This is a genomic window from Halomonas sp. BL6, assembly GCF_006228115.1.
GTDB lineage: Bacteria > Pseudomonadota > Gammaproteobacteria > Pseudomonadales > Halomonadaceae > Vreelandella > Vreelandella piezotolerans.
On record NZ_VDGL01000005.1, the window covers coordinates 180830 to 206962 of the forward strand.

24 protein-coding genes are annotated in these 26133 nt (G+C 57.0%); 9 read left to right on the forward strand and 15 right to left on the reverse strand.

Annotated features, from left to right (window positions below):
- Window positions 1–10: 10 nt before the first annotated feature.
- From nth to FHJ80_RS12110, 12 genes are all read right to left on the reverse strand, one after another.
- Window positions 11–649: an endonuclease III gene (gene nth, locus FHJ80_RS12055; protein WP_139527415.1), complete on the reverse strand. Its 639-nt coding sequence runs from the start codon at window positions 647–649 to the stop codon at window positions 11–13.
- A 15-nt stretch (window positions 650–664) separates the two neighbouring features.
- Window positions 665–1366 (reverse strand): electron transport complex subunit E, encoded by a 702-nt coding sequence (locus FHJ80_RS12060; protein ID WP_139527417.1) that lies wholly within the window; start codon window positions 1364–1366, stop codon window positions 665–667.
- Entirely contained in the window at window positions 1363–1989 is a 627-nt protein-coding gene (gene rsxG, locus FHJ80_RS12065; protein ID WP_139527419.1) for an electron transport complex subunit RsxG, read from the reverse strand. The genes FHJ80_RS12060 and rsxG overlap by 4 nt, the downstream gene beginning before the upstream one ends.
- Window positions 1986–3017, reverse strand: coding sequence for an RnfABCDGE type electron transport complex subunit D (locus FHJ80_RS12070; RefSeq protein WP_139527421.1), 1032 nt, complete (start codon window positions 3015–3017; stop codon window positions 1986–1988). The genes rsxG and FHJ80_RS12070 overlap by 4 nt, the downstream gene beginning before the upstream one ends.
- Window positions 3014–4675 carry an electron transport complex subunit RsxC gene (gene rsxC, locus FHJ80_RS12075; RefSeq protein WP_139527423.1) on the reverse strand — a complete coding sequence of 554 codons (1662 nt, stop codon included), beginning with the start codon at window positions 4673–4675 and terminating at the stop codon, window positions 3014–3016. Before rsxC ends, FHJ80_RS12070 begins: the two co-directional genes overlap by 4 nt.
- On the reverse strand, window positions 4662–5243 hold the full coding sequence (gene rsxB / locus FHJ80_RS12080; RefSeq protein ID WP_139527425.1) for an electron transport complex subunit RsxB: 582 nt from the start codon (window positions 5241–5243) through the stop codon (window positions 4662–4664). The genes rsxC and rsxB overlap by 14 nt, the downstream gene beginning before the upstream one ends.
- Before the next feature lie 5 nt (window positions 5244–5248).
- On the reverse strand, window positions 5249–5830 hold the full coding sequence (gene rsxA / locus FHJ80_RS12085; protein WP_139527427.1) for an electron transport complex subunit RsxA: 582 nt from the start codon (window positions 5828–5830) through the stop codon (window positions 5249–5251).
- On the reverse strand, window positions 5827–7416 hold the full coding sequence (locus FHJ80_RS12090; protein ID WP_139527428.1) for a diguanylate cyclase domain-containing protein: 1590 nt from the start codon (window positions 7414–7416) through the stop codon (window positions 5827–5829). The genes rsxA and FHJ80_RS12090 overlap by 4 nt, the downstream gene beginning before the upstream one ends.
- A gap of 117 nt (window positions 7417–7533) precedes the next feature.
- Window positions 7534–9570: a methionine--tRNA ligase gene (metG, locus tag FHJ80_RS12095; RefSeq protein ID WP_139527430.1), complete on the reverse strand. Its 2037-nt coding sequence runs from the start codon at window positions 9568–9570 to the stop codon at window positions 7534–7536.
- A gap of 105 nt (window positions 9571–9675) precedes the next feature.
- Window positions 9676–9957 (reverse strand): hypothetical protein, encoded by a 282-nt coding sequence (locus tag FHJ80_RS12100; protein ID WP_139527432.1) that lies wholly within the window; start codon window positions 9955–9957, stop codon window positions 9676–9678.
- 103 nt (window positions 9958–10060) lie between these two features.
- Window positions 10061–11242 carry a 1-acyl-sn-glycerol-3-phosphate acyltransferase gene (locus tag FHJ80_RS12105; RefSeq protein WP_139527434.1) on the reverse strand — a complete coding sequence of 394 codons (1182 nt, stop codon included), beginning with the start codon at window positions 11240–11242 and terminating at the stop codon, window positions 10061–10063.
- Window positions 11243–11299: 57 nt separating this feature from the next.
- Complete coding sequence (locus tag FHJ80_RS12110) at window positions 11300–12238, reverse strand: recombination-associated protein RdgC (protein WP_139527436.1); 939 nt, start codon at window positions 12236–12238, stop codon at window positions 11300–11302.
- Between the two features lie 166 nt (window positions 12239–12404).
- Between FHJ80_RS12110 and FHJ80_RS12115 the strand changes: the two genes are divergently transcribed.
- The 8 genes from FHJ80_RS12115 (at window position 12405) to FHJ80_RS12150 (ending at window position 23401) form a co-directional block, all read left to right on the forward strand.
- Entirely contained in the window at window positions 12405–12839 is a 435-nt protein-coding gene (locus tag FHJ80_RS12115) for a thioesterase family protein (protein WP_139527438.1), read from the forward strand.
- A 165-nt stretch (window positions 12840–13004) separates the two neighbouring features.
- Window positions 13005–15704 (forward strand): DNA gyrase subunit A, encoded by a 2700-nt coding sequence (gyrA, locus tag FHJ80_RS12120; protein ID WP_139527440.1) that lies wholly within the window; start codon window positions 13005–13007, stop codon window positions 15702–15704.
- A complete protein-coding gene (gene serC / locus FHJ80_RS12125; protein ID WP_139527442.1) occupies window positions 15688–16791 on the forward strand; it encodes a 3-phosphoserine/phosphohydroxythreonine transaminase in 1104 nt (367 codons plus the stop codon). The genes gyrA and serC overlap by 17 nt, the downstream gene beginning before the upstream one ends.
- A gap of 5 nt (window positions 16792–16796) precedes the next feature.
- Entirely contained in the window at window positions 16797–17888 is a 1092-nt protein-coding gene (gene pheA, locus FHJ80_RS12130) for a prephenate dehydratase (RefSeq protein WP_139527444.1), read from the forward strand.
- A 2-nt stretch (window positions 17889–17890) separates the two neighbouring features.
- Window positions 17891–20173 (forward strand): bifunctional prephenate dehydrogenase/3-phosphoshikimate 1-carboxyvinyltransferase, encoded by a 2283-nt coding sequence (locus FHJ80_RS12135; RefSeq protein ID WP_139527750.1) that lies wholly within the window; start codon window positions 17891–17893, stop codon window positions 20171–20173.
- Window positions 20163–20852 carry a (d)CMP kinase gene (gene cmk / locus FHJ80_RS12140; RefSeq protein ID WP_139527446.1) on the forward strand — a complete coding sequence of 230 codons (690 nt, stop codon included), beginning with the start codon at window positions 20163–20165 and terminating at the stop codon, window positions 20850–20852. The genes FHJ80_RS12135 and cmk overlap by 11 nt, the downstream gene beginning before the upstream one ends.
- Window positions 20853–21036: 184 nt before the next feature.
- Window positions 21037–22716, forward strand: coding sequence for a 30S ribosomal protein S1 (rpsA, locus tag FHJ80_RS12145; protein WP_139527448.1), 1680 nt, complete (start codon window positions 21037–21039; stop codon window positions 22714–22716).
- Between the two features lie 310 nt (window positions 22717–23026).
- Complete coding sequence (locus FHJ80_RS12150) at window positions 23027–23401, forward strand: histone-like nucleoid-structuring protein, MvaT/MvaU family (protein ID WP_139527449.1); 375 nt, start codon at window positions 23027–23029, stop codon at window positions 23399–23401.
- 76 nt (window positions 23402–23477) lie between these two features.
- On the opposite strand, the gene FHJ80_RS12155 is transcribed toward FHJ80_RS12150, so the two are convergent.
- A complete protein-coding gene (locus FHJ80_RS12155) occupies window positions 23478–24323 on the reverse strand; it encodes a helix-turn-helix transcriptional regulator (RefSeq protein WP_139527451.1) in 846 nt (281 codons plus the stop codon).
- Between the two features lie 349 nt (window positions 24324–24672).
- Here FHJ80_RS12155 and FHJ80_RS12160 point away from each other — a divergent pair, with 349 nt between their 5' ends.
- The gene (locus FHJ80_RS12160; RefSeq protein WP_139527453.1) at window positions 24673–25035 is read left to right on the forward strand and encodes a hypothetical protein; all 363 of its coding nucleotides are present in this window, start codon (window positions 24673–24675) and stop codon (window positions 25033–25035) included.
- On the opposite strand, the gene FHJ80_RS12165 is transcribed toward FHJ80_RS12160, so the two are convergent.
- Both FHJ80_RS12165 and yacG read right to left on the reverse strand, forming a co-directional pair.
- Window positions 25012–25881: a DNA replication terminus site-binding protein gene (locus tag FHJ80_RS12165; RefSeq protein WP_139527751.1), complete on the reverse strand. Its 870-nt coding sequence runs from the start codon at window positions 25879–25881 to the stop codon at window positions 25012–25014. The genes FHJ80_RS12160 and FHJ80_RS12165 overlap by 24 nt on opposite strands.
- A gap of 15 nt (window positions 25882–25896) precedes the next feature.
- Window positions 25897–26130 (reverse strand): DNA gyrase inhibitor YacG, encoded by a 234-nt coding sequence (yacG, locus tag FHJ80_RS12170; RefSeq protein ID WP_139527455.1) that lies wholly within the window; start codon window positions 26128–26130, stop codon window positions 25897–25899.
- Window positions 26131–26133: the final 3 nt, after the last annotated feature.

Sequence of the window (26133 nt, forward strand, 5' to 3'; positions counted from 1 at the left end):
TGGCATGCCGTTAGGCAAGCTCGGTCTTTTCTTTATAGTCGCACAGATCTTCGATGATACAGCTACCGCAGCGAGGTTTTCGCGCAATGCACGTGTAACGCCCATGTAGTATCAGCCAATGATGGGCGTCTTGCTTGAAGACACTGGGGACATGGCGCAGCAGCTTTCGTTCGACCTCGATGACGTCCTTGCCCTTGGCGATGCCGGTGCGGTTCGATACGCGAAAAATGTGCGTATCCACCGCAATGGTAGGCTGACCAAAGGCCGTATTTAAAATCACATTGGCGGTCTTGCGACCCACCCCGGGGAGCGCCTCAAGCGCTTTGCGAGTTTGCGGGACCTGACCGCCATGCTGGTCGACCAGCAGGTGGCAGGTTTTCATGAGATTGTCTGCCTTGGTATTGAACAGCCCAATGGTTTTGATGTGCTGTTTTAGGCCGTCGATACCTAGTTCGATAATGGCTTGGGGCGTATTGGCGACCGGAAAAAGCCGGGCCGTTGCTTTGTTGACGCCTACGTCGGTGGCTTGGGCGGAAAGCAGTACCGCCGCGAGCAGCTCGAACGGCGTGCTCCAGTTGAGTTCGGTGGTGGGGTGCGGGTTTTCCGCCTGTAGGCGCGCGAAAATCTCATGACGCTTTTGGGCATTCATGGTGTGTTCTCTTGGTTACTTGATGGTGCCGGTCACTCGCACGCGCCGCTCGGCGCGCGGGGTGCTCGTCGTCGGCGCTGCCCGGAAAGCGCGCCGCGCATCCAGCGCATTTTTGAGTGCGATCAAAAGCCCGGCTACGAAGAAAGCGCCAGGCGGCAGAAGGAAAAAGAGAAACTGGTAATCCGCCACCAGGGTGATCTGCCAGTCAGCGGCCACGGGCCCCAACAGCAGCGCCATGTCGCTCAACAGGGTGCCCTGGCCCATGAGCTCGCGAATCGCGCCCATGAGCACCAGCACGGCACCAAACCCCAATCCCATCATCAAACCATCGATCGCCGCGGGCAGCACGGGTTGGCGGGAGGCAAACGCCTCCGCGCGACCCAATATGGCGCAGTTGGTCACGATAAGCGGAATGAAGATGCCTAGTATTTGATACAGCGAATAAGCAAACGCGGCCATCAGTAGCTCGGCGCAGGTCACGAAGGCGGCAATCACCATGACGAACGCAGGCAAGCGCACGGCACTGGGCACTTGGTGGCGAATCAGCGAGATCGTCGTGCTGGACCCCACCAGCACCAACAGTGTCGCCAGCGCCAAGCCTAATGCGTTCACTACGCTGGCGCTGACGGCCAGCAGTGGGCATAGCCCGAGTAATTGCACCAGCGCTGGATTGTTCGACCAAAGCCCTTCACGGGCCAGCTCTCTCCATTGGCTCATAGGGCTGACTCCTGCCGGGCGAGCTGTTGGTGATAATAGCGTAACGTATCGTGTACGGCGTTGATCACGGCCCGTGGCGTGATCGTTGCGCCGGTAAAACTGTCGAAGTCGCCGCCCTCTTTACGAACCGCCCAGCCGCTGGGGGATAGGCTTTGTAGGCTCAATCCGTCGAACGATGTGATCCAGTCGCTCCGGGAGCGTTCGATATCGTCGCCAAGCCCTGGCGTCTCTTGATGGTGAGTGACGCGCACACCGGTTATCTCGCCGCTCTGGTCAATGGCTACTAGGAGGCGAATCTCGCCGTTATATCCTTGGCGGGTAACGACCGGCAGAATGGTGACGGCGTCGCCGCCTTGCTGCACCCGCCAACCCTCTTGTGGCGTCCGGTGGCCCAATAATGAGGGAGCGGGTAACGAAAACGTGCCCTCTAGAACGGTTTGAACCGGTGCCGTGGCCAGTGGCGCGGGGAGTACTTCCTGCAGCTGACGATGCTGATAGGCGAGCTGATGCGCGGCAATACGTTCCGCCGTCACGGCGCGGGTGAGGGTGACGCTGCCGGCAGTGACGAGGGCAAACAGGCCCAGAGCCAACGCACCGCGTCGCATGGCGTGCTGGGGCGTCATGGCGCGCTCCTCTTGGTTCCGGAGTGAGCGGTAGATTGCCCCACTGGGCGTGGTACGCTGACAGTATCCAGCAGTGGCACGCAGAGATTCATCAGCAACACCGCAAAAGCGACGGCATCGGGATAACCGCCTAAATGTCGAATCAGGATGATCAGTACCCCAATGCCCGCGCCGTAGAACAGCTTTCCCCGGCGGCTGGTGGCTGACGACACCGGGTCGGTGGCAATGAAAAAGGCGCCAAACAGCGTTGCCCCAGTGACAAGATGAAACAGCGGAGAGGCAAAGTGGCTGGTGTCGCTGGCGTAAAACAGCGCAGAGAGCAGCAGCATGCTGCCCAGCATGGCAACCGGGATATGCCAACTGATCAGCCGCTTGACGATCAATACCAAGCCCCCTATCAGCCATGCCAGGGCGATATTGCGCCAAGCCGCCAACGTGCCTTCTGGAAGTGGCGACGATGCCCAGAACTCACTGGCGAGCACGGCCTCGCCCTTGTGTTTGAAGGCATCGAGTGGCGTAGCGCCGCTGAGTGCATCCAGCGTGGTCATGGGCACGGTTCCTAATATTTGCGGCCATAACGTATCGGACCAGATTGCTTGTGGAGGTGCCCAGAGCGTCATTTGCGTGGGAAACGATACGAGCAGAAGTGCATAACCCACCATTGCAGGGTTGAACGGATTGTGGCCCAAGCCACCGTAAAGTTGCTTGGCAACGACGACGGCGGCGATCACACCCACGCCTATTAGCCACCATGGGCTGGCAGGCGGTAGTGAGGCACCTAGCAAAACCCCGGTGAGCAGGGCGCTGGCGTCATTGAGCGTTGGCCAGACGGGGCGACGGCGTAGTCTCAGAATGAACGCTTCAGCGGCGACGGCCAAAAGCGCCGCGATCAGTACGTTGCTGAGCACCCCGAGTCCAAAATAGAGCGTCATCATCCCGAGACCGGGTAGCATGGCGGCGATGACCCAGCGCATGGTATGAGCTGTCGAGGGAGTGCCCCCTAGATGAGAGGCGTGCATCATGCTCATGGGGCTTCCTTATACTCACTGGCGGCGCGGGCTTCGGCCAGTCGCGCTTCTGCCGCTTTGAGATTCTCTTGAGCAGTGGCGAGTTGGGTCTCCAAGTCGTCGTGGCGCTGCTGCGGGTCTTCAGCGGCGGCCCGCGCCAATACTTTCTCCGCTTTACGCACGGCCGCTTTTGCAGCCGTTTGAGCAATGCGCAAGCTGCGCAGATCCGCCACGGGGAGGGAGGGCGAGTCCATGGTGCCATTCGCGCTGGGCGACTGTTGGGCAAGGCGAGCCTGGCGGCGCGCTTTCTTCTCTGCCTCTTCTCTGGCCAGCCGTGCCTGACGAAATTCAAAGCGATGTTTGGCGTGTTCCGCTTTGGCGGTCTCGATGCGTTTATGTCGAATGCGCTGTTTCGCCGAGCGGTAGTCCTGCACCAGGGGGATCGCGCTCGGGCAAACGTAGCTGCAGGCACCGCACTCGATGCAATCGAACAGATGGTGAGCGTCGAGGGCGGTGTCGTTTTGGGCGCGGGCATACCAGTGCAACTGCTGGGGAAGCAATTGAGCAGGACACACGCTTTCACACGCTCCGCAGCGAATGCAGGGGGCTTCCGCTGGCGCTGGCGGCAGCTCCTCTTCTGTGGCAGCAATCAGACAGTTGGTGGTTTTGGTGACGGGAGCGGCCAATGAGGTTAGAGGCGTACCCATCATCGGCCCGCCGACTACCACGCGATGGAGCCGTTCTTGCACTAAGCCCACCTGCTCCAGAAGCGACGCGATCGAGGTGCCTACACGCACCCAGTAGTTGCCAGGATGAGCAATGGCATCACCGGTGAGCGTGACGACTCTTTCTACCACAGGCGTCCCGTCGCGAACCGCTTGCAGTGCCGCCATCAGCGTTCCGGGGTTGTGGCACAGCACGCCGATATCGGCAGGTAGACCGCCGCTGGGCACGTCGCGATTCAGCAGTTTTTTGATGAGCTGGCGTTCCCCCCCACTGGGGTAGCGCGTCTCGATGACCTTGAGTGCCACCTTGGCGGGCCGCCCAAGGTCAGCGAGAACGGCTTGGAGCGCTTGACAGGCCTCAGGCTTGTTATCTTCGATACCGACGATGATGTGTGCGGCTCCGCATAGACGGGCCAGCAACTGAGCTCCCTCGAGCACATCCGCCGCATGGTAACGTAGCGTCAGGTCATCGGCGGTAATGTAAGGCTCGCACTCGGCGGCATTGACCACTAGCGTGTCAATCGCGTGCTGCTGGCTGACATTGGCTTTGAGGTAGGTTGGAAAGCCTGCACCGCCCAGGCCCACCAGCCCCGCCTCGTCCAGTCTTGATAGCAGCGCGTCGCAATGGGTGGTGCGCCAATCCAATGGCGGTAGCGTTATCCGGCGATCTTCACCATCGCCTTGAATGACGATGTCGCTGTCGGTGATCTCGATCACGGTGCCGCTGATACTGGCGTGCACATTGGCTGAGACCATTCCGTCGCGACGGGCGACTGGCGTGCCTGTGTCGACCGCATCGCCCACGTTCACGCAGGGCAGCGCCGCTTTACCGGTGTGTTGCGACAGCGGTAGCGCGACCACATTGGGCAGCGGTGCGATGCGCAGCGGCGCTCGATTCGAGCGCTCTTTGCGTTCGGGCGGGTAGATGCCGCCTGGAAAGTCATTGGCTCGCATGCACGCTCCTAAGTGGTTGGCGGTCGCTCACGATCGGGTCCCACTGAGTCAGCGGTTTGCGTCGGGGCAGCATATCGATGCAATCCACCGGGCAGGGCGCCACGCAGAGGTCGCAGCCGGTACATTCGTCCTCGATCACCGTATGCATCTGTTTGGCCGCGCCGACAATGGCATCCACCGGGCACGCCTGAATACACTTGGTGCAGCCGATACACTCGGCTTCGCGAATGTAGGCCACCGTATCCTCATCAGTGGCTTCGCCGTCCAGTGGAGCGGGGTCACGGCCCAGCAGGTCCGCCAGTGCTTGTATGGTCGCATCGCCCCCGGGAGGGCACTTATTGATGGCGTCGCCCTGATTGATCGCTTCGGCGTAGGGTCGGCAACCGGGGTAGCCACACTGACCACATTGGGTTTGAGGCAGCAGCGCATCGATGTTCTCGACGAGGGGGTTCTCTTCGCCTTTGAAGCGAGCGCTTGCCATACCCAACAAGGCGCCAAACACGATGCCCAGGCCGGTAAGGACGCCAGCGGCGCTCAGCACGCCCCACCATGAAAAAGGTTCGCTCATGGTCGTTACCCCTGTGCCAATCCAGAAAAACCAAGAAACGCCAGCGACATCAGACTGGCAGTGATCATGGCAATGGCCGCACCGCGAAAGGGTTTGGGCACATCTGCACTGGCCAAGCGTTCGCGCATGGCAGCGAATAGCACCAACACTAGCGAGAAGCCTAACGCCGCGCCTAGACCATACAGCGTGGTATGGAAAAAGCTTAGCTCGCGGTTGAGCGACAGTAGTGCTACGCCTAGCACGGCGCAGTTGGTGGTGATGAGCGGCAGAAATATACCTAATACCTGATGCAATAACGGACTGAGCTGGCGCACCATGATCTCGGTAAATTGCACGACAGCGGCAATCACGACGATGAAACTGATGGTTCGTAAGTAGGTGACGTCCAGCGGAACGAGCAAGCCATGGTAAACCACGTAGCTCGCGGCGGACGCGAGGGTCAAAACGAACGTGGTCGCCAGTGACATGCCCAGAGCCGATTCGAGCTTGTTCGACACGCCCATGAAGGGACAAAGCCCGAGAAACTGGACCAGCACGAAATTGTTCACCAGCGCGGTGGTGATCAGGATGACGAAGAGTTCATTCATGACGGCGTATTTTGCTTCGAAATTGGGCAGCTGACTAGAGACGGCTCGAAGAGGATGACACAGTGGCGACCTTGTGCTTTGGCAAGGTAGAGTGCTTGGTCGGCGGTCGTCATGATGGCGCTGGGGAGTGATGCCTCGCTATCGTCTAGCATGCCAATCCCAACGCTGATGGTGACATGTTCGCAGACCGGGGAGCGTTCATGGCGTAAGTGTAACTGATCCACGGCATCGACCAGCGCGTTGGCAAGTGTCTTGGCGTGCTGTGAGGTGACGCCTGGCAGCAACGCACTGAACTCCTCGCCGCCAGTGCGTGCGATGAAAAAGCCGTGACGGCTTGCCACGTCCTGTAGTGCAGCGGCTACTCGTTTTAAGCATTCGTCGCCTTGTTGATGGCCGTAGCCATCGTTGTAGAGCTTGAAGTGATCGATATCGAGCATCATGACCGCCAGCGGTGCCACCTCCTGCGTGGCTTGACTCACCGCAGCCGTCAAGCGCTGGTCGAACAGCCGCCGATTGGGTAGCTCTGTCAACGCATCGTGGGTGGACATACGCAATAGCTCCGCATTGAGCTGGTGCTGGCAGGCGAGCTGCTCGCGAAATGCCCTGGAAAGGAGACCGATTTCATCGCGACGCTCGGTCAACCCCTCGCTGTCATCGAATTGGCCCGCAAACTGTGTGAACGCAGTGAGCTGGCGCAAAGGCTTCAGCACCATACGTTCTAGCAAAAACAGTACCAAACCAATGACGAGCAGCATCAAACCCGCCGTCCACACCAACAGATAGCGAAACGTAGTAAGGTTTGCCAGGTACTGCACGCGATTGAGTTCTATCGTCAACGACACGGCCTCGGAAGTGCCGTAGGCAGCGAACAAGTGAGAGGCCGTTACCTGATCCCCCGAGAACGTGAGCTCGGTTGAATGGGCAGCGGCAAAGGGCTCGACCTGCAGCGATAGAGAGAGCCCTGTGTAATCCGTCATTCTTTCGAGCCAAGCATCATCCAGGGCGCGGACCTTGAATAGCCAGCCGTTAGGCGGACCGCTCTCGTCGGTGTGGAGTATGTGGCTGGCGGCGACAAGGGCGGGCCACTGTTCGATGTACATGGCCATTGGCGCTACCTGGGTAGCGATGGCCGACTGCATGGTATCGACCCAGGGTGCCATCCACGCGCAGGGACCAACGGCGGCTGTGCAGGTTTGGTAGCGCCCGGTGGTCGGCTCCAACCCCGCCAAGAAATGAACCTCACCTTGTAGCGTAAAGAACGCCATGAGGTGATAGTTCATATCTTCGAACATTTGCTGGCTAAAATTGACCTCGGCGTAGCGAGGATAGCTGCCCTCGATGAACTGGTAGGTGTCATCCCAGTGTGCCCAGTCCTGCGCCTGAGCAAGCAGGCTTTCCTGGTTGAGCTCGAGGCTACGCGTCGCCCGGTCGAGTTCACGCTGCACCGCAGTGCGCTCTTCGGCTTTCAGCGCTGGAAAAATCAGCCATTTGCTGATGGCTGCGAGTGCTACCATGGCCACGATCAATACTCCGCCCAGTACGGCAAAGAAACGAAAACGCAAGGACAAGGAGAAGCGCTGGCCCATAGAGCAGACTCATGTTGTTGTTAATGAATGAAGGCCACTAACGGTGTGAATGAAAGTCCCTTAAAGACGAAAGGGGCAGGCTCATCGCCTTGCCCCTTTCGTCCATGAACGGCGGCGTTACGTTACACGTTGACCTGGTTCCGCGCCAGCGTCCGGTGAGAGCAAATAAATGCCCTCTTTGTTAGCCGAGGCGAGTACCATACCTTCGGAAATGCCAAATCGCATCTTGCGAGGAGCTAGGTTGGCGACCATGACGGTCAGGCGGCCTTCCAACGCTTCGGGCGAGTACGCAGAGCGAATGCCCGAGAAGACGTTGCGGGTTTCGCCGCCCAAATCCAAGGTAAGCTGGAGGAGCTTGTCAGCGCCCTCGACATACTGCGCTTTGGCAATGCGTGCAATACGCAGGTCCACTTGGGCGAACGCGTCAAAGTCGATTTCCGCAGCGATGGGCGTCTCGGCCAGCGGGCCCTTGGGTGCGCTTTTCAACTTCTGCTCTTCGACCAGATCCTCTTTCGATGCCTCGATCATTGCATCGATTTTCTCACGCTCGACGCGAGTCATGAGCGGCTTGAATTTGTTGATCGAATGATTGACGAGTACGTTACCACGGCTTCCCCAATCCAGAGTGTCAACATTTATAAACTCGCGTGCCTGCTCTGCCATGGCGGGGACGACGGGTGCCAAGTAGACCATCAGCTGGCGGAACAGATTAATGCCGACCGAGCAGATGTCCAGCACCTCCTGGTCACGTCCCTCTTGCTTGGCCAGCGCCCAGGGCTCTTTTTCAGCAATGTAGGTATTCGCTTCATCGGCCAATTCCATGATTTTACGCATGGCGCGGCTGAATTCGCGGGCTTCGAAATCGGCGGCGATCTCGTCGCCTGCAGCGATGAAACGCGCGACCATTTGCGGCTCGGCGCAATGCGGCGAGAGCGTGCCGCCACCGAGCTTTTTGACGAAACCGGCGCAGCGGCTAGCGATATTCACGACCTTACCCACGAGATCCGAATTCACGCGTGCGGCGAAATCCTCGAGGTTCAAGTCGAGATCATCCACTTTCGAGGTGAGCTTGGCAGCAAAGTAGTAGCGCAGGTACTCAGGATTGAGGTGTTCGGCGTAGGTGGCCGCTTTGATAAAGGTGCCGCGGGACTTCGACATCTTCGCGCCATCGACGGTCAAGAAACCGTGGCAGTTGACCGCGGTGGGAGTACGCAGGTCGGCACCGTGGAGCATGGCGGGCCAGAACAGCGCATGAAAGTAGACGATGTCTTTACCGATGAAGTGGTAGACCTCGGCGTCGGAGTCCTTTTTCCAGAAACGGTCGAAATCGATCCCATCGCGCTCGCATAGGTTTTTGAAACTGGCGAGATAGCCAATCGGAGCGTCGAGCCAGACATAGAAGTACTTGCCTGGGGCGTCGGGGATCTCGAACCCAAAATAGGGTGCGTCGCGGGAAATGTCCCACTCGTTGAAACCGGACTCGAACCACTCCATTAGTTTGTTACGGATTTGCGGCTGCACGTGGCCGTCGTTGATCCACTCCTGTAGAAAATCAGCGAAGTCCGGCAGTTTGAAGAAGTAGTGGGTAGAACTCCGCACCTCGGGCGTTGCACCAGAGATGGCGGACACCGGATTGATCAAGTCTGCTGGCGTGTAGGTCGCGCCGCATTTTTCGCAGTTGTCGCCGTACTGATCGTCCGAATGGCATTTCGGGCAGGTGCCTTTGATGAAGCGGTCAGCAAGAAACAAGCCTTTCTGCGGGTCGAACATCTGCTCGATATCGCGAGTCGCGATATGGCCTTTGTCACGCAGGCGGGTATAGATCAATTCGCTAAAGTGGCGGTTTTCGTCCGAGTGCGTGGAATGATAGTTATCGAAACCTACACCGAAACGGGCAAAATCTTCCTGATGATCTTGTGAGACGCGCTCGATCAGCGCTTCTGGCGAGATACCTTCCTGCTCGGCACGCAGCATGATCGCCGTGCCGTGCGCATCGTCGGCGCAAACGTAGTAACACCGCTGGCCACGGCTTTTTTGAAAGCGTACCCATATATCTGTTTGGATATACTCCAGCAGGTGACCGAGATGAATGGCGCCATTGGCATAGGGAAGGGCGCTCGTCACCAGAATGTTGCGCGGGGCAGTATTGGACATGGTGAGTGAAAATTCCGGTTAGACAATACAAATAAAGACGGCGAAGGGGAGGTGCTTCGCCGGTAACGTCAGGTTGAAGGCGAACTGGTCGCCAGTAACAACGGCTTAGTAGAGCGCCTGCTCTTCTTGCACCACTTCGCGCAATAGTTCTAAGAACAGCTTATCAGCCTCGGAGTGCTCGGCAGGGTCTTCGGGAATATGCACGCTGGTCGTGTCAGAAATTTCATTGGCAATGCGCGCCATGACGGCTGGGCTGCTGCCTTCGGTGAGCTGCGAACGGGCAATGGCCAAAGACTGCTCGAGAATTTTAGGATCTTGTAGTAGTTTGCGGATAAAGCCGCGTAGCTCATTGATAATACGTGTTTTTTGAATTTCTGATGCGGACATGGGGAGTCTCCTTAAGACCGCGCTTGGCAAAACGACCAAGCGTGACCAATGAATGCCTTGACCATAGCACTTTTTCTACTCGTCAGCATGCGCAGATTGACGGCTAAAGACTCAGCCTGCCTGCCTTGTGTTTCACAGGGTTGGCGTACTGCTCGAGCCAATAGGGACGCAGTGCTTCGGGGACACTGGCCAGGCGCGCCTTGAACCGCTCACGATCCTGTCGAGTAATCGCTTTACGGGCGACCAGCTCGGGTGACTCGCCTAGTGCTTCCAGCGCCAAATAGTGGCTGGGGAAGAGGCGATAGCCGCCAATGACTTGCCGATCGATTTCAGCGGCCACCTCGTCGGGGGTGGCCATGTCGGCACCGACCGGCGTGCCGAATTTGAGCTGGACGCGCCCTTTAGACCCGGTGATGCCTGCTACGATAGAGCGAATGTCTTCAAACTCGCTTTTGGCGTAGCTGCCCTGGTGGGCGATATCGTGCAGCTCTTGGGCTTTTTGCACGTCGCAGGGATCATACTCGTAGCTGATCGAGACCGGCACCAACTTGAGCTCGGCAATGGCGTCACCAAACACCATGTCGCGTTCGGCGTGACGTTTGGCCATGATGAGCATTTTGATGATGGCAGGGTCCGTTCGGTCAATGCCGTTTTTGGCACGGCCTTCGCGCTGAGCCATCCATATGGAGTGGTTGTCTTCGGTAATCGAGTGGCGGATGTACGAAGAGAGCTGCTGATAGGCGGCCAGCATGGCCCGCTTGCCGCGCGCGCTGCGAGGCACGATGAAGCTCTTGTTAAGGCGCATCAGGTCGGTGACATAGGGTTTTTTCAGTAAGTTGTCACCTATGGCGATGCGCACGGTGTCTCGTCCTGCTTCGTAAAGCGCATAATTGACGAAGGCAGGATCCAGTGAAATGTCTCGGTGGTTACCAATGAAGAGGTAAGCGCCGTCATCGTCGAGTTTGTCGAGGCCCGACACATCGAAGGCATCGGTCGTCGTACGGATCATGCGCACCATATAGCTGGCAATGCGCATCTGAAATTCTCGGACGCTGGTCACTCCTTTGACTTCTCTTCGAACGGCATGGCCTGCCAGCGCGCGCGCTAGCGGTGGCGCCCACTTGGCCATGCGGGGCAGCCGGAAGCGGGTTAGTGCATCGAGCAGCTCGCTGTCGCGAGAAAGCCTTTCGAGTACATCGGCTACCTCATGATCCGCATAAGGACGAATGTCGGCCCAGGGGTCATTCGGCGTGTCAGCGTGTGGTGCGTTATTGTGTTGAGTCATGCGATCCGTTGGGTATCTACTAAATAATCGAGTGACGGTATCTGTACGTATCATTCGTTAGGCGTCTGATGAAGTCGTCGGTTCCCGCTGAGTTTCGCCACCGAGCCATTCGAGTAGGCGGGATACGTCCTCGGACAATGCCTGTGCCATCAAAATAAAATCGGTTTCCAATCGAGCCAGCGCATCGTCGCCGTCATCGGCATGATCCGCTTCTTCGATGAGCGCGTCGCCAAAGCGTAGCGATTTGAGCGCTAGATCGTCGTGCAGCACGAAGCTTAGACGGCCGTCGAGACTCATCGCCAGTTTGCTGGCTTGGCGCCCGCTTTCGAGAAGCTGTTGAATTTCGTCGCTGTCGAGATCGACCTGGCGCGCGCGCAGTACGCCGTCGTCACCTTTGGCCTTGAGCTCCACTTGGTCGCCAAGCTGGAGGTCGGCAGGGCGGCTGGCCGGGTCGCCAAGCCAAGTAGTCATGGCGCGGATGGGCAACGTTTGGCTACTGAGCGGCGTGACTTTCAAGCTGCCGAGGGTTTCGCGCAGCAGGTCCAGTACATCCTCAGCGCGGCTGCGCGAGCTGGCATTCACGCCAATGAGCTGACGCTTCGTGTCCCACCAGAGGTCGATTTTTTGGCTGCGGACGAAGGCGCGGGGCAAGAGCGCTTCGGTAACTTGCTCTTTGAGTGCCATTTTTTCTTTACGGGTCACTTTACGCCCTTCGCTGGCCTCGATGTCGGCGACCTTTTCATCGACTTCTTCTTTGACGACCGAGGCGGGAAGCAGACGTTCCTGGCGCAAGGCCGAGAGTAGGCGGTGCCCCTGAATCTCATGGACACGCTGGTCGCCGCCTAGCCGTCCGGCAGGAGCCGTCCAGCCCAAGCGGCGTGCATCCGCATTGCCTAGCGGCTTGGCCGCGTGCTCATCCAGTGCATTGGCCAGGGTTTGGCTATCTAGCTCGGGAGCGCCGTGCAGGCGATATAAATGCAGGTGCTTAAACCACATGTCACCGATCCTATGAAAAAGGTGGCACATTATGTCGAAACGCGGCCTTTCCTACCAGCACCTTGGCGCAGCGACTTGCTGTTGCACTAGTTTAAAACTTGTGTTTGATTTGCAAGGTGTTAACGATTCCTTGCCCATTTCCATAAGCAGTGAAAAAGAGGATGCTATGTCTGAATCAATTTCCCAAGTTGGTATGCGGGTTCGTGGTTACCATTTGGATGGCTATGGCCATGTCAACAATGCGCGCTACTTGGAGTTCATGGAGGAGGGGCGATGGGCGTTCTTTGATGAACATCCCCGGCTCATTGGGCAGCTTCACAGTGCTGGTCGCGCTTTCGTCGTCGTCAATTTGAACATCGACTATCGCGCGGCGGCCGTGCAGGGGGACGATTTGCAGGTATTCACGGGCATCGTCGACGTGGGTGAGCGAAGTGCGCTCTGCCATCACCGTATCATTCGATCTGACGGCACCTTGATCGCCCAGGCCGACCTCACCTTCGTTCTGTTGGATGTGAAGGACAATAAAGCCGCCGCCATCGAAGGGGAGGTGCGCGATGTGCTGCAGGGGATGGTCGTGGCCAAGGAGTCGTTCACGCCCTGAGTGGTAATGGTGGTGTCATCGACTGCCCTTGATGCGTATGCAGTGGTATGATGGCCTGGTCTCTGCGCGCCGTCTTCCCGTGCTAAGTCTCGTACGGCAAAAGACGGCATTTTCAAGCGCTTTCAACTCTCGCAGTGCCAATGCAGTGCAAAGGATCTGACTTTCATGGGTGACATCGCCAGAGAAATCTTGCCCGTCAATATTGAAGACGAGCTCAAACAGTCGTACCTCGACTATGCGATGAGTGTCATTATCGGTCGCGCGCTCCCCGACGTGCGCGACGGCCTAAAGCCCGTTCACCGGCGTGTGCTGTTTGCCATGCACGAGCTGGGCAATGACTGGAATAAACCGTACAAAAAGTCGGCGCGTGTCGTCGGCGATGTCATCGGTAAATACCACCCGCACGGAGATAGTGCGGTGTATGACACCATCGTACGCATGGCGCAGCACTTCTCCATGCGTCATGTGCTGGTGGATGGACAAGGTAACTTTGGCTCCATCGACGGTGACAACGCGGCGGCCATGCGTTACACCGAGGTGCGCATGGCGCGTCTAGCCCACGAGCTGCTGGCGGATCTCGAAAAAGACACGGTCGATTGGGTCGATAACTACGACGGCACCGAACGAATCCCAGACGTACTGCCTACGAAAGTTCCCAACCTGTTGATCAACGGGTCGTCGGGCATCGCGGTGGGCATGGCGACGAACATCCCGCCGCACAACATGCGGGAAGTGATCGACGGATGCTTGGCGCTCATCGACGACTACACGCTCTCGGTGGATGATCTGATGCAATACATCCCCGGTCCTGATTTCCCCACCGGGGGGATCATCAACGGACGTGCGGGCATTCTCGATGCTTACCGCACTGGCCGTGGACGTATTTACGTGCGCGCGTGCCACACCATCGAGCACGACGATAAAACCGGCCGTGACCACATCATCATCACCGAGCTGCCGTATCAGGTGAACAAGGCGCGGCTGATCGAGAAAATTGCCGAGCTGGTCAAAGAGAAGAAAATCGACGGCATCGCCGAGCTGCGTGACGAGTCAGACAAGGATGGCCTGCGCGTGGTGATCGAAATCAAGCGCGGTGAGTCCGGCGAGGTCGTCGTCAATAACCTGTTTGCGCAAACTCAGCTTCAGAACGTGTTTGGCATCAACATGGTGGCGCTTGAGAACGGCCAGCCGCGTACGCTCAATCTCAAAGAGATGCTCGAGGCGTTCATTCGCCATCGCCGCGAGGTCGTCACCCGCAGGACGCTTTTCGAACTCAAGAAAGCCCGTGAACGTGGTCATCTGTTGGAAGGCCTAGCGGTGGCCATCTCCAACATCGATGAGGTCATCGAGCTGATCAAGGCCTCTCCCAATGCCGCTGAAGCGCGTGAAAAGCTGCTGGCGAAGGTGTGGCGGCCCGGGCAGGTGACGGCCATGCTGGAGCGCGCTGGCGCGACTTCCTGTAAGCCAGAAGAGTTGGAAGAGGGCTTTGGCCTCAACCCCTCGGCCACGGAATATCGGCTCTCGCCCGCCCAGGCGCAGGCCATTCTAGAGCTTCGCCTACACCGTTTGACCGGGCTGGAAACCGAGAAGCTGCTCGATGAGTATCTCTCCATCCTCGAAAAGATCGCCGAGTTTACCGAGATTTTGGCCTCCGCCGATCGCCTGATGGAAGTGATCCGCGAAGAGCTACATGCGGTGCGTGATCAGTTCGGGGACGATCGCCGCACGGAGATCCAGGCAAGCCACTTGGATCTTTCCATCGAAGATTTGATTGCCGAAGAGGACATGGTCGTCACCGTTTCCCGCTCGGGCTATGCGAAGACGCAACCGCTATCGGATTATCAGGCGCAGCGCCGCGGCGGTCGTGGCAAGTCGGCGACGTCCATGAAAGACGAAGACGTCATCGAGCACCTGCTGGTGGCCTCGACCCACGACACCGTGCTGCTCTTCTCCAACCGTGGCAAGGTGTACTGGCTGAAAGTGTACGAAATGCCGAATGCCAGCCGTGGCTCCCGTGGTAAACCGTTGGTCAACATGCTGCCGCTGGAAGAGGGCGAGTCGGTCAACGCCATTTTGCCGGTGCGCGACTATGACCCCGAGCACTACATCTTCTTCGCTACAGCCAATGGCACGGTGAAGCGTACCAGCCTCGAACAGTTCTCCCGTCCGCGCAGCGTTGGTTTGATTGCGATCGATCTTGAAGAGGGCGACCGTTTGGTGGGGGCGGCGATTACGTCGGGCTCCGATCACGCGATGCTGCTCTCTTCCAACGGTAAAGCGATCCGTTTCGAAGAGGGTAACGTGCGCGCTATGGGCCGTACCGCTCGCGGCGTGCGTGGCATGCGTCTCGCCGATGAGGCGGAAGTGATCAGCCTGATCATTCCCAAGAGTCAGCAGATCGATGCCGAAGCCGATACCGACGCAGATGTGGATGCCCCAGAAGAAGCCCTTGCTTCAAGCGAAAGCGAGGGCCAGATATATATCCTTACGGCCAGTGAGAATGGATACGGCAAGCGTACACGCCTCGAAGAGTTCCCGCTGCGCGGCCGAGGTGGACAAGGCGTCATCGCCATGCAAACCAGTGAGCGTAACGGCTCGCTAGTGGCGGCGATGCAGGTCTACGACAGCGACGAAATGATGTTGATCACCGATCGCGGTACGTTGGTACGCACCCGCGTGGAGGAGGTCTCCATCACCTCCCGAAACACGCAAGGGGTCATGCTGATTCGTTTGGGGAAAGAAGAGAAATTGGTGAAAACCGTTCGCGTGGACGAGCCTGAAGAGACGGATGACGTAGACACGGGCGAACCAGCAGACGCAGACAATGGCGCACAGGAACCGGGAACCGATGACACGTCATTATAATTTTTGTGCAGGGCCCGCAGCCCTGCCTAGCGCCGTACTCGAGCGCGCCCGTAGCGAGCTGCTGGACTATCAAGGTCGCGGCTTGTCGGTCATGGAAATGAGTCACCGCAGCGACGAGTTCGTTGCGATTGCAGAGCGAGCCGAAGCCGATCTTCGTGACCTGTTAGCCATTCCTAGTCACTACCGCGTGCTCTTTCTTCAGGGCGGCGCGAGCATGCAGTTCTCGATGATTCCGATGAACCTGCTGGGCCAAGGGGGCAGTGCCAATTTCATCCAAACGGGGATTTGGGGGAAGAAAGCGCTGAGTGAGGCCAAGCGACTGGGTTTTGCCTGCCACGTCGCGGCCAGCAGCGAGGCAAATGGGCATACGGCCGTCCCCGGTGAGGAATCACTGACGATCAGCGATGATGCGGCTTACTTGCATTACACCTCCAATGAAACCATTGGAGGGTTGGAGTTCGACTACATCCCGCAGGCGATTCGAGCAGATGGCAACGACGTGCCGCTGGTGTGCGACATGTCGTCGAACATCCTCTCTGGCCCCATTGATGTCAGTGAGTTTGGCGTCATTTATGCGGGCGCTCAGAAGAACATTGGTCCGGCAGGTTTGACCATCGTTTTGGTGCGCGATGACCTGCTGGGAAGCGCGCCCAGCACCATCCCGTCACTATTCGATTATCAACTGCTGGCGGAAGCGGGTTCCATGGTGAACACGCCACCTACTTACGCGTGGTATTTATCGGGCCTTGTTTTTCAATGGTTGAAAAACGATGTGGGTGGCTTGGAAGCGATGGATGCGATGAATCAGCGTAAAGCGCAAAAGCTATACGCCGCGATCGACGGCAGTCGTTTTTACAGCAATCCCATTGCGCGACAGAACCGTTCTCGTATGAACGTACCGTTCGTACTGGCAGATGAACGTCTGGACGCGGTGTTCTTACGGGAGGCCGACGAGGCTGGGCTGCTCAACTTGAAAGGGCATCGTAGCGTAGGCGGCATGCGCGCTAGTTTGTATAACGCCGTTCCCGAAGAGGCGGTCGATGCTTTAATTGCCTTCATGGCGGATTTCGAACAACGAAGAGGCTAACCAACATGTCCGATACGCCGATCCATTTAGACGACTTGCGTCAACGTATCGACCAGTTGGATGGCGATATTCTGCGCTTGATCAGTGAGCGAGCGAACTGTGCTCAGCAGGTCGCTCATGTGAAGCTTGCTCAAGATAAAGATGCCGTCTTCTATCGTCCTGAGCGGGAAGCGCAGGTGCTGCGACGCATCATGGCGCTGAACAAGGGACCGCTGGACTCCGAAGAGATGGCTCGCTTGTTCCGTGAAATCATGTCGGCCTGCCTCGCGCTAGAGCAGCCGGTCAAAGTGGCTTACCTCGGCCCAGAAGGCACGTTTACCCAGCAAGCCGCGCTGAAGCACTTTGGTGAAAGCGCGGTCAGCTTGCCCATGGCCGCGATCGACGAAGTGTTTCGTGAAGTGGAAGCGGGCGCGGTGAATTATGGCGTCGTCCCGGTGGAGAACTCCACCGAAGGCGTCGTCAATCATACGCTCGACACCTTCATGGATTCGTCCATCAAAATTTGTGGCGAAGTGGTGCTGCGTATTCATCATCATTTGTTGATCAGCGAAACCACGCGTCAAGACAAAGTATCGCGGATCTATTCGCATCCGCAGTCATTTGGCCAGTGCCGCAAATGGTTGGACGCGCATTATCCCCATGCCGAGCGTGTGCCGGTGTCGTCCAACGCAGAAGCAGCGAAGCTAGTGAAAACCGAGTGGCACAGCGCTGCGATTGCTGGGGACATGGCCGCCAAGCTTTACGGTTTGGAGCGCATCGCCGATAAAATCGAAGACCGTCCGGATAACTCCACGCGCTTTTTGATCATCGGCAATCAAGATATTCCCATGTCGGGTGAAGACAAAACCTCCATCGTCGTGGCCATGCGTAACCAGCCGGGTGCGCTGCACGACCTGTTGGAGCCTTTTCATCGTCATAAGATCGATTTAACGCGTATCGAAACGCGCCCGTCACGTACGGGGGTTTGGAACTACGTTTTCTTCATCGATTTCAAAGGCCACCGCGACGAGCCACAAGTGGCGGCGGTACTAGAAGAGGTGCGCCTGCGCGCATCCGAGCTTCGCGTGTTGGGCTCCTACCCTCAGGGCGTGCTGTGACAGTGTCGGCGCGCTCGAGTAAGCACACTCCTTGCCTCGAATCACGTGTGCTGATCGTGGGTCTTGGATTGATAGGAGGGTCATTGGCCGCTGCGCTTCGCGTCGACGGCTATCAGGGCCATATCGTGGCCTGCGATCCCAATCCAGATGAGATCGCGCTCGGCATCGAGCTTGGGGTCGTCGATTCTGGGGGCACTCGGCTTGACGAGCTGCTCGAGGGCGTCTCAATGGTCGTCCTGGCAGTGCCTGTGCTGGCTATGGAGAGCGTCATGGCCCAGTTGGCCGCGGCGCTCCCTCGTGCGGCTCGCGACGTCGTCATTACCGACGTGGGCAGTACCAAGGCAACGATCCGCGAGTGTGCCGAGCGGGTCTTTGGCAGCATGCCGCCGAACATGGTGCTAGGTCATCCTATCGCAGGGTCCGAAAAGAGCGGTGTGGCGGCGGCCAACCCCACGCTGTATGTGAATCATAAGGTGATTTTGACACCGGAGCCCAACGTCGACGAGCAGGCGCTGATGCGAGTAGAAGCGTTATGGCTGGCCTGTGGCGCGGACGTTCTCCACATGAGTGTGGAGCGCCATGACCAAGTATTGGCGCGCACCAGCCATCTGCCCCACCTGTTGGCCTTTTCCCTGGTGGACACCCTAGCGCGTCAGGATGAGCGGCTGGATATTTTTCGTTATGCCGCAGGCGGGTTCCGAGACTTCACGCGCATTGCGGGCAGCGATCCGGTCATGTGGCGGGATATTTTCATTGCCAACCGAGAGGCAGTGCTATCGTCGCTAGATGATTTCGAGGCCGGTCTAAAGCGTCTGCGTCAAGCCGTGGAGGAGGGGGATAGCGATGCACTCATCGCCACCTTCGATCGGGCCAGTCATGCGCGTCACTATTTCGATACGTTATTGAACAAAACCAGTTATCAGGCGGAATATCATATGCAACCACACGGTAAAGTGACTTATCGGGTGCAGCCAGGCGGCAAGGCGCAGGGGCGCCTGCGCGTGCCGGGCGATAAATCCATGTCCCACCGCTCGATCATGCTAGGTGCTCTGGCCGAAGGCGTGACGGAAGTCAAAGGCTTCCTGGAGGGCGAAGATAGTCTGGCCACCTTGCAGGCCTTTCGTGAAATGGGGGTGGCCATCGAAGGCCCCCACCAGGGACGCGTGACCATTCACGGTGTTGGTATGCACGGTCTCAAGGCGCCGGCAGGCCCGCTGTATGTAGGTAACTCTGGCACCGCCATGCGCCTGTTTGCCGGGCTGCTGGCGGGTCAGGCGTTCGATAGCGAATTGACTGGCGATGAGTCGCTCACCAAGCGTCCAATGGGCCGAGTGGCCGACCCGCTGCGCCTGATGGGCGCAATGATCGAGACCGCCGAAGGCGGTCGCCCGCCGCTGAAAATCCACGGTGGCAAAGCGCTGAAAGGCATTCACTACGATATGCCCATGGCCAGCGCCCAAGTGAAGTCTTGTCTGCTGCTCGCGGGGCTTTATGCCGAGGGCGAAACCCGTGTGCGTGAGCCGGCGCCGACCCGTGACCATACCGAACGCATGCTCAATGGGTTTGGTTATGAGGTGTCCCGTGATGGCGATACCTGCTGGCTGCAAGGCGGTGGTCGACTCACTGCAGGGCCCATCGACGTTCCCTCCGATATCTCTTCGGCGACGTTCTTTCTCGTCGCGGCTGCGATTACGCCAGGTTCCGATATCGTTTTGGAGCACGTGGGCATCAATCCGACGCGGATTGGCGTTATTAATATTTTGCAGCTCATGGGCGCTGATTTAACGCTTCAAAACGAGCGCGAAGTGGGAGGCGAGCCGGTTGCCGATATTCGTATTCGTTACGCGCCTTTGAAAGGCATCGATATTCCCGTCGATCAAGTGCCGCTGGCCATCGATGAGTTCCCCGCGCTGTTCATTGCGGCGTCCAATGCGTACGGGACGACGCGCCTGCGCGGCGCAGAAGAGCTTCGCGTGAAGGAGTCCGACCGTATTCAGGCAATGGCCGATGGCCTTGCGGTGCTTGGCGTTGAACATACGGTGGTAGAGGATGGTATCGACATTGTCGGTAACGGCAATGACAGTGGCCCGAGCTATGGCGGTGGTCGTATCGATAGTCTGGGCGATCACCGTATTGCCATGGCGTTTGCCATTGCGTCGCTACGTGCGGGTGCCGAGATCATCATCGATGACTGTGCCAACGTGGCGACCTCGTTCCCCGATTTCGTCGCGCTCGCTCAACGGATTGGGATGAGCATCGAGGTGGAGGGTGCCAATGACCACTAAGGTACCTGTGCTGACGATCGATGGCCCCGGCGGTGCCGGTAAAGGCACGATTAGCAGCCTCGTGGCCGAGCGGTTGGGTTGGCATCTGCTGGATAGTGGGGCGCTTTATCGTTTGACGGCGCAAGCCGCCGTCAAACATGGCGTCTCGTTGGAGAATGAGGCGGCACTGGCGAGTATCGCGGCATCGTTGGATGTCGAGTTTCCGGTAGAGGATGGCTTGCCTTGCACGCTCTTAGAGGGTGAGGACGTTGGTCGCGCCATCCGTACAGAGCAAGCCGGTGAACGCGCCTCCAAGGTGGCCGCTTTGCCGCAAGTGCGTTCGGCACTGCTCCAGCGCCAGCGCGATTTTTGTCAAGCGCCTGGGCTCGTGGCAGATGGGCGCGATATGGGAACGGTCGTCTTCCCCGATGCCCCCTTGAAGATTTTTTTGACGGCCAGTGCCGAAGAACGGGCACGCAGACGGTATCTACAGTTGCAGGAAGCAGGGGTGGATGCTAGTCTGTCGAGTCTTTTAAAGGAGATTCAGGCACGCGATGCACGCGACACGCAGCGCAGTGTGGCTCCTCTCAAGCCGGCAGACGATGCCATCACGCTTGATACCACGCGCCTGAGCATACCGGAAGTGGTTGATCGGCTGACCGAACTGCTTGCCCAACGCGGCATGGCTGACGGCATTTGATTCTCCCTTGCGGCGTTTTTGGAAAGGTGTCACGACGTGGCAGGGCGACAGCCTCATCTCAGTGAGCCCGGTCAGGTCTAACCAGCGCTAACGCCTCCAAAAGCTGAGTGACATTAGGCCCGTACTCGCTGGTGGTACGGAGAAGGCAGTTATGCCTCAACAACGTTGATCACGTAGGAAAACCATGAGCGAAAGCTTTGCTGAACTGTTTGAACAGTCTCTTAACGACATCAACATGGAGCCAGGCGCCATCGTCGCGGCTCAGGTTGTCGACATTGACGGTGACTGGGTTACCGTTAACGCGGGTCTGAAGTCCGAAGGACAAATTCCTGCGGCACAATTCCGCGATGAAAACGGTGAACTGACCATCGCCATCGGTGACGACGTTCACGTTGCATTGGAAGCCGTCGAAGATGGTTTCGGTGAAACACGTCTGTCCCGTGAAAAAGCCAAGCGTGCAGAAGCTTGGAAGATTCTGGAAGCAGCCTTCGAGAAAGACGAAATCGTCAAGGGCGTGATCAACGGTAAAGTCAAAGGCGGCTTCACTGTCGACGTCGACTCTATCCGTGCCTTCTTGCCGGGCTCTCTGGTTGACGTTCGTCCGGTTCGTGACACTGCGCACCTGGAAAATAAAGAGCTGGATTTCAAAGTCATCAAGCTCGATCCGAAGCGCAACAACGTCGTCGTATCGCGTCGTGCCGTGCTGGAAGCAGAAAACAGCGCCGAGCGTGAAGCGCTGCTGGCCACTCTGCAAGAGGGTCAGCAAATCAAAGGTATCGTCAAGAATCTGACCGATTACGGTGCCTTCGTTGATCTGGGCGGCGTCGATGGCCTGCTGCACATCACCGACATGGCGTGGAAGCGCATCAAGCATCCGTCTGAAATCGTTGCCGTTGGCGACGAAATCAACGTCAAAGTGCTGAAGTTCGACCGTGAGCGCAACCGCGTATCACTGGGTCTGAAACAGCTGGGCGAAGATCCGTGGGTCAACATCAAAGACCGTTACCCGGAAGGCACCAAAGTGCACGCGGTCGTCACTAATCTGACGGACTACGGCTGCTTTGCTGAGCTGGAAGAGGGTGTCGAAGGTCTGGTTCACGTGTCCGAAATGGACTGGACCAACAAGAACATTCATCCGTCTAAAGTCGTTCAAGTGGGCGATGACGTTGACGTGATGGTTCTTGATATCGACGAAGAGCGTCGTCGTATTTCTCTGGGTATCAAGCAGTGCACTGCTAACCCGTGGGAAACCTTCAACGCCGAGTACAACAAGGGTGACCGTGTTTCCGGTACCATCAAGTCCATCACTGACTTCGGTATCTTTATCGGTCTTGAAGGCGGTATCGACGGTCTAGTTCACCTGTCCGACATCTCCTGGACTGAAACAGGCGAAGAAGCCGTTCGTAACTTCAAGAAGGGTGATGAAGCAGAAGCGGTTATTCTGTCTATCGACCCGGAGCGCGAGCGCATCTCCCTGGGTATCAAGCAAATGGATTCCGATCCGGTTGCCGAGTACCTGTCTGTCAACGACAAGGGCAGCATCGTGACTGGCCGCGTTGTGGAAGTTGACGCCAAAGAAGCGCACGTTGAGCTGGCGACAGACGTTATCGCTATCCTCAAAGCCTCTGAAATCAGCGCTGACCGTGTTGAAGATGCACGCAACGTTCTGAATGAAGGCGACAGCGTCGAAGCGCGCATCGTGAGTGTCGATCGTAAGAGCCGTCAGATCAATCTGTCGGTGAAAGCGAAAGAGCAAGACGATACTCGTCAGAACTTGAAAAAACTGCGTGAGCAAGAGCCGGAAGCTGCCGGCGGCCCGACGACCATCGGTGATCTGATCAAGCAGCAGATGGGTCAAGACTAATTCATTAGTCTATTGCCTATGAAAGCGCCGCCCCTAAGGGCGGCGTTTTTTTTAGCAAACATTTATTTTGTCTCGTTCTGAGTGTTTGTTCGTTATTAATCGCGGTGTTTTTTTGAAAAAGTGGCTTTAAGCGTTACCTCGTTGTCGAAGTTGTCGCTTAAAAAAATGTTTAGTAAGTAGGTCAAAATCAACTAGACTGTTGTCAATTAGCATAATTAAGGCAATAATGTCATCGCATCCTGAACTCGTCGGTATTGAGTTGTCCAGCTGAATACCATTGCCGTTGAATCTAAGCAGAAAGGGACCCCTCATGTCTTTGTTAAACGACTACATCCAGAAAGAACAACAGCTCAAGCAGCTACAAGAAGAGTTGCAGCGCTTAGAAGGTGATCAGCGTCTTAAGAGCGAGCTAGAATTTAAAGCTAAACTTGAAGCATTGATGAACGAGTTTGGTAAACGTCCTGCCGACGTCATTGCGCTGCTCGACCCTTCAGCGGACCAGCGTGTCAATGCTAAAGCACCTGCCTCTGCCTCACGCCGCAAGCGTCGTTTGAAGATTTACAAGAACCCGCACACGGGCGAAGTCATCGAAACACGTGGCGGCAACCATAAAGGCCTGCGTAGCTGGAAAGACGAACACGGTGACGATACCGTCGAGTCTTGGCTCGTTCGTATGGAAGATTAAGGTCGCCGTACCGGCACTTCTGCAAAGAAGTGCCGGATTTGCTTAAAGGGTAATGAAAGAACGACGTGCCAAAACGCTATAAGCCCTGGCAGTACTCTAAGGGAACGCGTAGCTCTAAATGACTTGGGTGCCATAGCACTCTTGGTGGCTCGCCGCTGATTTGAAACGCCTCTTCTTGTTGAGTGACGCGACAGAGGGTGGAAGCCAATACATCAGAAAGCTGTTCGAATTGCTCAAAGCGACTGCTGGCATAGTGTTGAGCAGGCGAGTCTACCCTTCGATAAGCCAATGGAAGTGCCAAATTTTCCATGGTTGCTGTGGGTTCTAAATAGAGGCCAACATCGGTTCTTGCTTTGCTATGGTGCTGTGACGTATCTAATGCAGACACGGTGTCGGCCAGTAGGTCTGGCAAAGCAACGGTCGGCGTGGCACGTCCCAGCTGTGCCTCAAAGCAGCTTAGGTGACTAGCGTGGTGTTTTTTGTTTCCCAGCCCTAAGATGGTGTCGGGCGCTTCATAGACACGCATAAAAACGGCCTGGCGCGGGCGGCTCTTCTCTATAGAAGTGATAAACTGATGTCGATGGGCAGTCAAATGTCGCATACCGCTGAGTGCCTGGCGATAATGCCGTGGCGTTAGCTGGTAGCGTCTTTGAAAGGCTCTCGAAAAAGAAGAGTGATTGACGTACCCGCAACGTAAGGCGATGCGAGCTATATGATGCGACGTCAGCGATAATAAAACGGCGGCGCGCTCCAAACGACGTTGCTCTCGGTAAGCACTTGGGGATAGATGAAAGCATTGTCGAAATTGTCGGCGTACCTGCGATGCGGAATAGCCCAGGTGATTGGCTAAGTCTTCGATACTCAATGATTGATCGAGCGTGTCCTGTAGCCAGATTTCAGCTCGTGACATGGCAATGAACATTATCTGGCCTCCTATGCGTCAGTCATACAGGTCAGTATTTGCCTGTAGAGCACCGTCCCGGTGCGTATGGTGCAAGTGCTGGTAGCTCTTCAGCCCAATTCTCTGTGCAGAATGTTGAGGAGAGAGCTAATATTCATGGCGTCGATAGCGCAAAATGTCACCATTGATACGCTATCGGTAAACCACTGTTACCGATTAGTGTTGCTAGAACGGTATTGTCTTTATGCTGCTAAGCTCAAGCAAAGGCAAGTTTGCTCTGCATGTTTACGCGTTTGTGCACAGTTTTTCGTGAGATTGACCTATTAGGCAGACGTATCGACCATTTCTGTAAGGTGTAAATGAAACATCAATGAAATATCAAAAGGTTCAAAAGCAACTGGATGAGCGTGAAAAGCTACGTAAATTTCGTGAGCTGGATGACGCCTTTGCGCAAGCACTGCGTCAGTTGGACGATCCTGATAGTGATGTTGATATCCCCACTGGGCCGCCTGTGCGCTCGTTAGAGGCACTTGAAGCGGATGATCAGGTAGCGCACGAAAGAACGCAGCAAGCGCGCTTTGCAGAGCGCCTGACAGCGCTCATGATCGAATACGGTCAGTCAGACCGTGAAGTGAAAGAGCTCATCGAGACGCTACTTGCTTACGGTTTATGGGAAATAGATCAGTTACCGGTGGTAAAAAGTGATCCACTAGCGGTAGCGGTAAACGCGTAAGCTAGGCAAAAACACATCACTTTCTAACTTTTCATCCCGCCGTTTGGCTCGTGTTCGGTGTGCAGGTGGTTCTGAAGGAGGCGCCTTTATGTGTGGCAGGCGTCCTTCGTGGGCAGGCACGATCAGCGGCATGGCAATATTTAGCGCCCGCCGCGTGTGTCCGTCTTCGAGAGGCTCTGTATAAAAGAGGTTAGCCCGCATCAAAGGCGCCTGATTCTGTACCTGAGCCAATGGCTCACTACTGGGAATGCCAGCGAGCTTACGTAGCTGTATGCGAACGTGCGGGGCATCGCTATCGAGCTGCAATAGCTTCTGCTCTGCTTGCTGGACAGTAATGCGTTTGATGGAGCGTCCGCTGCTGTACCACGCTAACCGAACTCGCGCGACAGGCGCATCGGCAATGGGAAGTTGACGCCAGCACTGTTTTAAATGTAAGCGCGCCATCCCCCCTTGGCGTAGCACACTATCGACCCCTGGGTGACGTTGAGGAAGGCGTCGTTTTACTTCACTGAGCCCACTTGGCTGACTTTGCTTGATCCGTTGCAGTAGGGCCCTAATGGTGCTCTTGACCGTATTAACCGCGTTGAAGGCGTCCATCAGTGGCTCATCTGCGGCAATGAGGGCAATGTAATTACGTGTTTCTCGCCCGTCTTGATCTTGCTGATGCCACATGTCGAGCAGTGCGTTCCTCAACCAATGGGGATCACTGGTGCCTTCCAAATGCCATGTCGGAGGTGTGCGGGTTTCATAGAGCGTTGCAGCACGATGAATGGCCGCCGTTAGCTGGTCGAAGTGAGCATCCAGTTCATGCAGCAACCGGTAGTGCGCAGGCGTGGCGTTAGGCATGGGCAAGGGGGCGACTCAAGTGAGTGGTGCGTCTTTATCGGCTTGCGCCAAAAGCGTTTCGATATCGGCCTCATCCATGGCGGACTCTCCAGATATACGGTGCGACTCTTCAGCCCAAGCCCCAAGATCGAGAAGTTGGCACCGTTTACTGCAAAAAGGACGATAAAGACTATTGGGTTCCCAAACTACCCGTTTGCTGCACTGCGGGCAATCGACCTCTAGAGGGGCGTCATTGGCGGGAATCGTCACAGG